The 2,979-nt window shown below is 22.7% G+C and carries 2 protein-coding genes; both read left to right on the forward strand.

All coding sequences use genetic code 11. The annotated features are described in order from the left end of the window. The first annotated feature begins 174 nt into the window (after positions 1 to 174). Complete coding sequence (gene cfbB, locus BGI41_RS07480) at positions 175 to 1,578, forward strand: Ni-sirohydrochlorin a,c-diamide synthase (protein ID WP_088540074.1); 1,404 nt, start codon at positions 175 to 177, stop codon at positions 1,576 to 1,578. A gap of 34 nt (positions 1,579 to 1,612) precedes the next feature. Continuing rightward, positions 1,613 to 2,782: an oligosaccharide repeat unit polymerase family protein gene (locus tag BGI41_RS07485; protein ID WP_088540075.1), complete on the forward strand. Its 1,170-nt coding sequence runs from the start codon at positions 1,613 to 1,615 to the stop codon at positions 2,780 to 2,782. Positions 2,783 to 2,979 lie beyond the last annotated feature (197 nt).

The raw sequence follows: 2,979 nt of genomic DNA on the forward strand, positions 1-2,979 counted from the left end.
ATTTTTGTATAGATTATAATATTAATATTAGATTATTTTCTTATTTTATTTAATTTTAATATAAATTATAATTTATTTCATTAAATTATCTAATATATAATTTATATATTTATACTATATTTTTTATCATTTTTTAAAAAACTTTTAATATTATTATCAATATTAAATTTATATATGAATATTGTATTAGCTGGAACAAGTAGTGCAGTTGGAAAAACAACAATTGCAACAGGAATTATGGGGGCTCTTTCTAAAGAAAGAAACGTGCAAGCTTTTAAAGTTGGCCCTGATTTTATAGATCCTTCTTATCATAGTTTAGCAACTGGAAATATTTCTAGAAATTTAGATTCATTTTTTATGAATGATTATCAAATTAATCATTGTTTTAAAAGAGGTTTAGATATTTCAAATTCTAAAATTGGTATTATTGAAGGAGTACGTGGATTATATGAAGGAATATCTCCTACTGGGGATGTTGGTAACACTGCATCTATTGCAAAATCTTTAAATTCTCCTGTTGTTTTAATCATTGATTCAAGAAGTCTTGTTAAAAGTGCTGCTGCAGTAGTACTTGGTTTTGAAAATCTTGATCCTGATGTTAATATACAAGGAGTTATTTTAAACAAAGTTAAAGGTAAAAAACATTATTTAAAAACTAAAAAAGCTATTGAATCTTTAACTAATACAAAAGTTATTGGAGGAATTCCTAGAAATGAAGATATTGAAGTTCTTCAACGTCATTTAGGTTTAGTTCCAGCATTAGAAAAAGAAACAATTGCATCTAATATTAATAAATGGATTGAAGTTGTTGAAGAATATGTTGATCTTGATGCTTTACTTGAAATCATGAAAGAATATTCATCAGATTCTAATAAATCTATTAAAGAGAATATTAATTCTATTCCAGATAGTGATGAATTTAAAAAACCTAATTCAAATGAATTATGGAAGGTTGGAAATAAGAAAAATGTTAAAATTGGAGTTGCTCGTGATGAAGTTTTTTCATTTTATTATCAAGAATGTTTTGATGCATTAAAAGATAATGGCGCTAAAATTATTGATTTTAGTCCATATAAAGATGAGGAAATTCCTGATGTTGATGGTTTATATATTGGTGGAGGATATCCTGAACTTTTTACTAAAGATTTAGAGGAAAATTCTTCAATGAGAAAATCTATCTATGACTTCTATAATGATAAAAGACCTATTTATGGTGAATGTGGAGGATTAATATATTTATCAAAATCAATTGATGGTAGAAGTATGTGTAATGTTATTCCATATGATTCACAAATGAATAAACATGTTCAAGGATTATCTTATACTATTACTGAGGCAAATGAAGATAATATTATATCTGATAAAGGGGATGTTTTTAGAGGTCATGAATTCCATTATACTTCAATTGCCACTGATAATAATGCTAAATTTGCTCTTGATGTTAAAAGAGGAAATGGTATTACAGGTAGTAAAGATGGTATTTTAGATAAAAATGTAATGGCAAGTTATATTCATGTTCATGCTTGCTCTAATCCAAATTTTGCATTTAACTTTACAAGATATATTAGTGAAAATTAGTTAATAATTTTAGATAAATTTTCAGGTAATTAAGATGAAGATTCTTAAAAAAAGAGATTATTTAAATCCATATGTATTGATTTTACTAATTATTTTATTTGTATTAATTTCACTTCCTATTCATTTTACAAGACCTAATTTAATACATTTTCCAAGTTATCAAGTATTTTTATACATTTTTTTAGGTATTGTTTTTTTAGTATTTGGATGTGAATTTTCAAATTATATATTTAAAAAATCTGATTTAATTAAAAAATTATCAAAAATATCTATTAAAAATAATAATCCTGATAGCTATTTTAGAATATATCTAGAAAAATTACCTTTTTTTAATAATTATTCAAATTTAGAATTATTATTAATAGGTTTAATTATTTTTAGTTTAATCTTACAGTTAATTAATTTTTATTTCTTAGGTGGTATTCCATTATTTAGTGGATATCTTAAGAAAAAAGCAGCAAGTAAAATCTGGTTTTTATCATTTTTAATATTCTTACCATGTATTAATATTTTACTTGCTAAGTATAATAGAAATTCACATTATATTCTACTTATCATTGGTATAGTATTATTTTCATTAACTGGATATAGAACAACACCAATTGCTATATGTTTATCTAGTTTTATAACTTTATATTACACACGTGAAATTAAAACAAAGTATAGAATATTATTTTTAGCTTTAATATTTATACTTCTTATTGCAATTGGATTTATAGCTATAAAATCTATTGAATGGCAACATTGGAAAATAAATCCATTAGAATTAATCTCATATAGATCTGCATATACAATTAATATTCTTGATAAAATTACATATAAACAAGGAATTAGTCATGGATTATTATTATATTCTACTTTAACAGGATTTTTTTCATCAATTGATCCTCGTGTTTTAGTTGGTTCTTATGTAATATCTAATCCTCATTCAACTACTTCAACAATCTTTGGTCCTTCACTTCTTGACTTTGGATTTATTGGAATGTTTATACAGATGTTCTTAATAGGTTTTATTCTTAAATCACTTCATACTATGCAGAAATTTAAACATAATATTTTCACTGCATTTTATGCTATAATTCTTGCACAAACAATTATATGGTTAGAAACAGGTCCTACAGATTTAGTTGTGTGGATTTTCTATATATTATCTATTATAATTTTAATATATGGAGTATATACTACAAAGGATATTTCAGTTTAATTTATTTTCTAAAATTTAATATGATATTTTATTTTAGAATATTTAGTTAAATTTACTATAATATTTTATTTTAAAATAATTACTAAATTTTAGCTATTTTTTATCTTTTTTTATCTATCTAAATTTCAGTTATTTTTAAGTTTTTATATCTTTTATATTTTTTATTTAATGTATATATGATTAAAATAAATTTTAGC

Source organism: Methanobrevibacter sp. 87.7 (assembly GCF_002208625.1).
Taxonomy (GTDB): Archaea; Methanobacteriota; Methanobacteria; order Methanobacteriales; family Methanobacteriaceae; genus Methanarmilla.

Excerpts from the sequence above, each read along its gene's own strand:
- cfbB (WP_088540074.1), top strand. The coding sequence starts at position 175 with ATGAATATTGTATTAGCTGGAACAAGTAGTGCAGTTGGAAAAACAACA.
- BGI41_RS07485 (WP_088540075.1), top strand. The coding sequence starts at position 1,613 with ATGAAGATTCTTAAAAAAAGAGATTATTTAAATCCATATGTATTGATT.